Source organism: Celeribacter marinus (assembly GCF_965656515.1).
In the GTDB taxonomy this organism is placed as follows: domain Bacteria; phylum Pseudomonadota; class Alphaproteobacteria; order Rhodobacterales; family Rhodobacteraceae; genus Celeribacter; species Celeribacter marinus_D.
Genome location: NZ_CBFHKW010000062.1, coordinates 1 through 7034, shown reverse-complemented (window position 1 = coordinate 7034; position 7034 = coordinate 1). Strand labels below are relative to the sequence as shown.

The window sequence follows — 7034 nt, the reverse complement described above, 5'->3', positions numbered from 1 at the left end:
TCGTCGCCCTCTTTCCACTCTTCGCCACCTTCCATGACCACGTTTGGCTGCATGGCAGGTTTGTCACCTGTTTTCTCGAAATGCGCGGTCATTGCACCATCGACAGTTTCCTGCATCGCATCGCCAAGAACACGGGGGCCGTGCTGCTTTTTGAGCATCGCCATCGGAACTTTGCCTTTGCGAAAGCCCTTCATCTCGATCTCGGGCTGCGCTTCTTTGAGTTTGGCGAGCACTTTTGCGTCAAGCTCGGATGCGGGGATGGTGATCTGATAGCCGCGCTTCAGACCTTCGTTGAGGGTCTCGGTGACCTGCATGTTGGCGTCCTTCTTAAGTCTAATTACGTCTCACTGAGACCGCCCGAGGGCCGTCCGGATAAATCACTGGCCGTTCTAGGGGGTCGCCCCCCCTCTTGCAAGTCCAATCCGCCCGATGTCGCCCCCGCACCCCACAAAAGAAAGCGGCACCCAAAAGCCGCGCCCAAGAGCATGGATCACCACGCATCGCCGCGCGGGGTCACCCTCACATAAATGGCGCGCGCCCATTAAAAAAGGGAGCCTCGAGAGGCTCCCTAAGGTTCGCTGATCAGGCTCATGATTGATACCGCCCGGTAATTTTATTGCCTGCGGCCTGATCCACGTCGAGAGCGAACGCATCCGCTCCAGAACCGTGTTCGTGAGAACCGCCCCCCGCCCACATATCGCGCGGTCAGGGGACATTGCTTGGCTTAGTGCAACACGCGCCCTGCGGAGCTGTTGACTGAGAAAACGGCCGAACACCCATGGCCCGCATCGGTGCAATAGGTCTGCACCGAATAGGTCACATCGAGGCTTGCCATACCGCGAAGGACGATGGTGCGGCTCTCGTCAAACGCCGCAGCCAATGGCCCCGCCGCCTCACTCGAAAAATCCGCCATGATCGTGTTGCCGCGCATTTGCACACGGTCGGCCACACAATCCTGACCCGCAATATCGAAAATCAATTCCATCGTCTGTTCCGTCCTAAATCTTAGCTACAGCCAGAGGTGCCGCCACATGTGTTGCACTTCATGCAGGTGCCGTTGCGCACGAGCGTGTAGTTGCCGCACTCGCCACATGGATCACCCTCGTAGCCTTGCATCTTTGCCTTGACCCGCGCGTCCATCGACACGGTGCCAGTCGACACGGTACCAGTCGACATTGCCGTGCCAGAGGACACCGAGGCCGCAGCGGAGGCTGTCACTTCAGGCACCAAGGTTTGCAGCGCCGCTTGTGCATCGGCTGCACCGCTAAACGCCATGGCGCCCGCGCCGCGTTGAAGCACAACCAACTCTTGTGGAAGACGCTTGCGCAGGTAGCCCGTTGAGGAAATCTGCTTGAGCACTTCGATCGATTTGGCCGAGGCCGCCTCGGACGGTTGCGAGACGTTGGACTTGCCCTCGTTTTCGCCGCGCCCCAGATCGTCAAACGCATGACCCATCGGTTTGACATGCGCCAGATCGGTGCGATCCAGATAGGACACAGCCAATTCACGGAAGATGTAGTCGAGGATCGAGGTGGCGTTCTTGATGCTGTCGTTGCCTTGCACCATGCCCGCAGGTTCGAACTTGGTGAATGTGAAGGCATCGACGAATTCTTCAAGCGGCACGCCGTACTGAAGACCAACAGAGACCGCGATCGCGAAGTTGTTCATCATCGCGCGGAACCCTGCACCCTCTTTGTGCATGTCGATAAAGATCTCGCCAAGTGCGCCACCCTCGTATTCGCCCGTGCGCAGATAGACTTTGTGTCCACCAACGTTGGCTTTTTGAGTGTAGCCCTTGCGACGATCCGGCATCTTTTCACGGCCGCGTGCGACCTCTTTGATGATGACCTTTTCGATGATCTTCTCGGCCAGAACCGTTGCTTTCTCGTGGGTTGACCCGTTGGCGAGGATTTCCTCGGCCTCGTCGTCGTCCTCAATGAGAGCGGTGGCAAGCGGCTGGCTCAATTTGGAACCGTCACGGTACAATGCGTTGGCTTTGACACCGAGCGACCAAGACAGCTCATACGCCGCCAGACAGTCGTCGATTGTCGCGCTGTTGGGCATGTTCACCGTCTTGGAAATCGCACCAGACAAGAACGACTGCGCCGCAGCCATCATTGTGATGTGGCTTTCAACCGACAGATACCGCGTGCCTTTTTTGCCGCAAGCATTCGCACAATCAAAGATCGAATAGTGCTCTTTCTTGAGGTGCGGCGCGCCCTCTAGGGTCATGGTGCCGCACACGTGGTCGTTGGCCAACTCGATATCTTTCTTGGTGAAGCCAAGCGAGCGCAGCAAGTCAAATGACGGATCGTTGAGTTTTTCCGCAGGGATACCAAGGGTGCCTGTGCAGAACTCTTCGCCGAGCGTCCACTGGTTGAACACAAAGCGGATATCAAAGGCGGAGGGCAAAGCGGCCTCAATCTTTTCAATCTGTGCCTGACCAAAGCCGTGACCAATCAAAGATGTGTGGTTGATCCCTGGTGCGTTCCCGATGGAGCCGTGGCCCACTGCGTAGGCGACGATCTCTTCGACTTCAGCGCTGGAATAGCCCTGCTTTTCAAGAGCGGCAGGAACCGAACGGTTGATGATTTTGAAGTAACCGCCACCCGCGAGCTTTTTAAATTTCACGAGTGCAAAGTCAGGCTCGATGCCCGTTGTATCGCAATCCATAACCAGACCGATGGTGCCGGTTGGCGCAATCACAGAGACCTGTGCGTTGCGGTAGCCGTTCTTTTCACCCAGCTCTAGCGCATCGTCCCAAGCGGTTTTGGCCAGATCGACCAGTTTCGCATCGGGGCAATTGGCGTGATCAAGGGCGACAGGCTTGACGTCCAGACCCTCATAGCCCGTGGTTTTACCGTAGGCCGCATTGCGGTGGTTGCGAATGACGCGCAGCATGTGCTCGCGGTTCTTTTCGAACTTGTCGAATGCGCCCAGTTCACCGGCAATCTCGGCGGACGTGGCATAGGAAACACCCGTCATGATCGCGGTCAACGCCCCTGTCAGAGCGCGGCCCTCGTCACTGTCGTAGCTAAAGCCGAGGTTCATCAGCAAGCCGCCGATGTTGGCATAGCCTAGACCAAGCGTGCGGAAATCGAACGAGCGCTGCGCAATCTCTTTGGACGGGAATTGCGCCATCATTACGGAGATTTCAAGCGTCAGTGTCCATAGACGGGTCGCATGCATGTATTCGTCTGCATCGAACACGCCGCCCTTGAGGAAGGTCAGCAGGTTCATAGAGGCAAGGTTACAGGCCGTGTCGTCGAGGAACATATACTCGGAGCACGGGTTGGAGCCACGGATCTGGCCATCCTCAGGGCAGGTGTGCCATGCGTTGACGGTGTCGTGGAACTGGATACCCGGATCGGCACAGGCCCATGCGGCGTGACCAACGTCCTGCCACAAATCACGGGCTTTGACGGTTTTGGCGACTTTACCATCGGTGCGGCGGATCAATTCCCAATCGCTATCGTCTTTGACCGCTTTGAGGAATGCATCGGTGACGCGCACGGAGTTGTTGGAGTTCTGGCCGGAAACAGACGCGTAGGCCTCGCTGTCCCAATCGGTGTCATACGTCGGGAACTCGATCGAGGAATAGCCCTGCTTTGCGTAATCCAACACGCGCTTGACGTATGTCTCGGGGATCGCGACCTGTTTGGCCGATTTGATCGCACCTTTGAGGGCGGTATTTTTGGCCGGATCAAACGCGTCCGCCTCTTTGCCATCCCACGTGCCGATGGCATCAAAGATCTCGTTGAGTTGACGTTCGTGCATTTTCGAGCCCGCGACGATGGACGCCACTTTTTGCTCTTCGATCACTTTCCAGTTGATGAACTCTTCGACATCGGGGTGATCCATGTCGCAGATGACCATTTTGGCCGCACGGCGCGTGGTGCCGCCCGACTTGATCGCGCCCGCAGCGCGGTCACCGATTTTGAGGAAGCCCATCAGGCCGGAGGATTTACCACCACCCGACAGCGCCTCGTTCGAACCGCGCAAGGATGAGAAGTTGGTGCCTGTGCCGGAGCCGTATTTGAACAAACGCGCCTCACGCACCCAAAGGTCCATGATGCCGCCATCGCCGACGAGATCGTCGGCTACGGATTGAATGAAACAGGCGTGCGGCTGTGGGTGCTCATAGGCAGAGGTCGAGCGGGTCAATTCCTTGGTTTCAAAGTCGACGTAATAGTGACCTTGGCCAGGACCATCGATGCCGTAGGACCAATGCAGGCCGGTGTTGAACCACTGTGGCGAGTTCGGTGCGGCCATTTGACGGGCGAGCATGAACCGCATTTCGTCATAATAGGCGCGCGCATCGTCCTCGGAGGTGAAATAGCCACCTTTCCAACCCCAGTACGCCCATGCGCCTGCGAGACGGTTGAACACTTGTTTGGCGGAGGTTTCACCAACGAAACGCTGATCTTCGGGCAATTTGGCAAGCGCATCTTCGTCGGGAACGGAGCGCTGAAGGAAGGCAGGAACGCCCTTCTCTTTCACCTTTTTGGTCGCCGCAGGAACACCTGCTTTGCGGAAATACTTCTGTGCGATCACGTCAGAGGCCACTTGGCTCCACGTTTCGGGCACTTCGCAGTTGTCGAGTTTAAAGACGATGGTGCCATCGGGATTGCGGATCTCCGATGTTGTCATGGAGAACGCGATGTTCGCGTATGCGTCTTTGCCTGCCGTGGTGAAATTACGATCTATTTTCATTTTCTGCCCTGTCGCCCTCATGCGTATCGTCAATAAATACTTGCCGTCCTAGTGGACCTGAAATCTACATCTAGTGTGCGGCGCGGGAGGGGAAAGCAAAAATACGCAAATTAACGTGGCGCCCGACTGGAGGCGATTGATTCCGTATCATCACTATATGTGCAGGCCTGTCCTGTGCTCCGAATACCGTCACTCGCTGGCCTGCTTTTGCGGGGAATGGCGTTAAAACCTTACCCAGCACAGATCTATGCGCGTCGCAGTATCGGCCTCGACGGCCCCGTGTCCCTCACCGCGGTTAATACTATATGTAGTAGCCAACCACTCGGCCCGCACAATGTGCAGCGTTTTCACGCCCTCGGTCAACGGAAATTTCACGTTTTGTTAGCCGTTTTTGAGTTGACCGATTTTACCCACAGGACATGCCGATTCGGATAGGTTTGCGCATTCGATTTTTGTCTTTGTTTCTGACCACTTCGCAGGTGCATTTGAAACGTTACACAAGGCAATGTGGATAACCCTAAAACCCCGTGTATGGAATAATTCGCGCGCCATAGCGGCACCTGCTCGAAAAGCGACCAAACACCACATATAGTGGTCAAATCCTATGCGCACCCCTCAACAATACGCCCTAACCTCAACTATACAGGGAAAAATGTCACCTTCGAGTGCGTGAGTCGACGCTGTGGAGGCCTCATGCGGCGTATCACGCTGCTTCGAATCAATTTAAGCGTGTGCAAGCAAAAGCACGAGCCACCTCGGCCTGCTTAAAACATCAAAGAGAGGAAAGCCGTCACCCTCAAACATCGCGACCGCCCGAGGCAGTCGACCACCGCAAACTGGTCATCGCGATATGCGAGAAATGTAAGTGAATGTGGTCGGGGCGAGAAGATTCGAACTTCCGACCCCCTGTACCCAAAACAGGTGCGCTACCAGGCTGCGCCACGCCCCGACCGTGCGCGTTTCCTATAGCCTGTTCGCGCCAATGAAAAGCCCTTTTTGCGGGTTTTTTTGTTTATCCGCACTTGCAGTCAATTCGCAGGGCGCACAACGTAGATTTACAAGGCTTTGCGCATCGTTTGTCAGGTCGAGTGAAGGTGCATCCACCGCGATGCAAGCCGACACTGGTCAAAATGCGATCACGGATCACAGGGGACGGCGGCGTCTGGCCCAAAGGCAGGATGGCGCAGCGTATCACCCGCTTGCAACCCAAGCTGCGCCGCCAGTCCACCGTTGATCTCAAGCACGGCAAACACCGCGTCCCCACCCTCGATCGCCGTTAAATCCAACGGCACGGCATTCTCATGGATACGCGTGACAACGCCGCGCACGTCCACAAACAGCATGTCCAAAGGAATAAGGGTGTTTTTCATCCAGAACGCCGCACGCCCGGGACGCTCATAAACAAACAGCATCCCTGAAAAGCGCGGCATCTGTTCGCGGTACATCAATCCTTGGGCGCGCTCGCCCGCATCATCGGCTACTTCGACCGCAAATCGCACGGTGCCAAAGTCGCCCGACACAACCGCCTGATCAAACGAACAAGGCTGCGCCTGTGCATGAGACGCATAAAAGCCCCCCACGCACAGCACAGCCCCTGCAATCACCCAATTGCGAATGAAATCAGTCGTCGATTTCGCGGATGTTTTCATCATATTGGATCGCCACACCATCTTTCATCGCCACATCCCATGCGGTGACCTGTGCGGCCATACGGCCACGTCGGCCTTCGATGACGCGCAGTCCAACCGCTTCGCCTGGCATCAAATCAGCCAGACCGGAGCGGCGCAAGACCTCAACGTGCACAAAGATATCTTCGGCGCGTCCGAACGCGTTGGCAAATCCGAACCCTTTGGTCTTGTCGAACCATTTCACGCGTGCCGGCTCCAACGGAAGATTTTCCGTCTCGCCATCAATCGGCTCCAGATCCTCAAGGATCAGACCCTCCCCCAAATCAGGAGGCGTAATCTCAATCACTTCGACGGCTTGTACACCACGATCGGTCTTTTGAACCGAAAGCGTGATCTTTGCCATATCGGCGACCGAGCTTTGTCCAAAATTGCGCAACACATTGGCATGGAGCAAAATGTCGGATCCACCTTCATCCGACACCACAAATCCGAACCCTCTAACCGGGTCAAACCACTTCACATGACCTGAGATCACACTCAGGTCTTCGTCAACATCTGTCATATATACACATAGGAGCGTTGCCGCTCCCTCCATTCATATGGGCACTCACAACAAGTCCCCTCTCATCCCGAGATCAGAATTGAGACAGAATGGCGCACGATGCAAGCTACGCAAACCTGTCTTTTAGAACA

At 56.0% G+C, this 7034-nt stretch carries 5 protein-coding genes and 1 tRNA gene; all 6 read right to left on the bottom strand.

The features are described 5' to 3' along the window. A partial coding sequence (locus ACTG34_RS11840) for a trigger factor family protein (protein WP_439105106.1) occupies positions 1 to 314 on the bottom strand: 314 nt, incomplete at its 3' end. 410 nt (positions 315 to 724) lie between these two features. After that, entirely contained in the window at positions 725 to 985 is a 261-nt protein-coding gene (locus ACTG34_RS11835) for a hypothetical protein (RefSeq protein WP_439105105.1), read from the bottom strand. A 20-nt stretch (positions 986 to 1005) separates the two neighbouring features. After that, on the bottom strand, positions 1006 to 4713 hold the full coding sequence (locus tag ACTG34_RS11830; RefSeq protein WP_439105104.1) for a vitamin B12-dependent ribonucleotide reductase: 3708 nt from the start codon (positions 4711 to 4713) through the stop codon (positions 1006 to 1008). Between the two features lie 872 nt (positions 4714 to 5585). Continuing rightward, a tRNA-Pro gene (locus tag ACTG34_RS11825) sits at positions 5586 to 5662 on the bottom strand. Between the two features lie 187 nt (positions 5663 to 5849). Continuing rightward, on the bottom strand, positions 5850 to 6365 hold the full coding sequence (locus ACTG34_RS11820) for a DUF192 domain-containing protein (RefSeq protein ID WP_439105103.1): 516 nt from the start codon (positions 6363 to 6365) through the stop codon (positions 5850 to 5852). Continuing rightward, positions 6334 to 6903: a cold-shock protein gene (locus ACTG34_RS11815; RefSeq protein WP_439105102.1), complete on the bottom strand. Its 570-nt coding sequence runs from the start codon at positions 6901 to 6903 to the stop codon at positions 6334 to 6336. The genes ACTG34_RS11820 and ACTG34_RS11815 overlap by 32 nt, the downstream gene beginning before the upstream one ends. Positions 6904 to 7034 lie beyond the last annotated feature (131 nt).

Excerpts from the sequence above, each read along its gene's own strand:
- ACTG34_RS11835 (WP_439105105.1), bottom strand. The coding sequence starts at position 985 with ATGGAATTGATTTTCGATATTGCGGGTCAGGATTGTGTGGCCGACCGT.
- ACTG34_RS11830 (WP_439105104.1), bottom strand. The coding sequence starts at position 4,713 with ATGAAAATAGATCGTAATTTCACCACGGCAGGCAAAGACGCATACGCG.
- ACTG34_RS11820 (WP_439105103.1), bottom strand. The coding sequence starts at position 6,365 with ATGATGAAAACATCCGCGAAATCGACGACTGATTTCATTCGCAATTGG.
- ACTG34_RS11815 (WP_439105102.1), bottom strand. The coding sequence starts at position 6,903 with ATGACAGATGTTGACGAAGACCTGAGTGTGATCTCAGGTCATGTGAAG.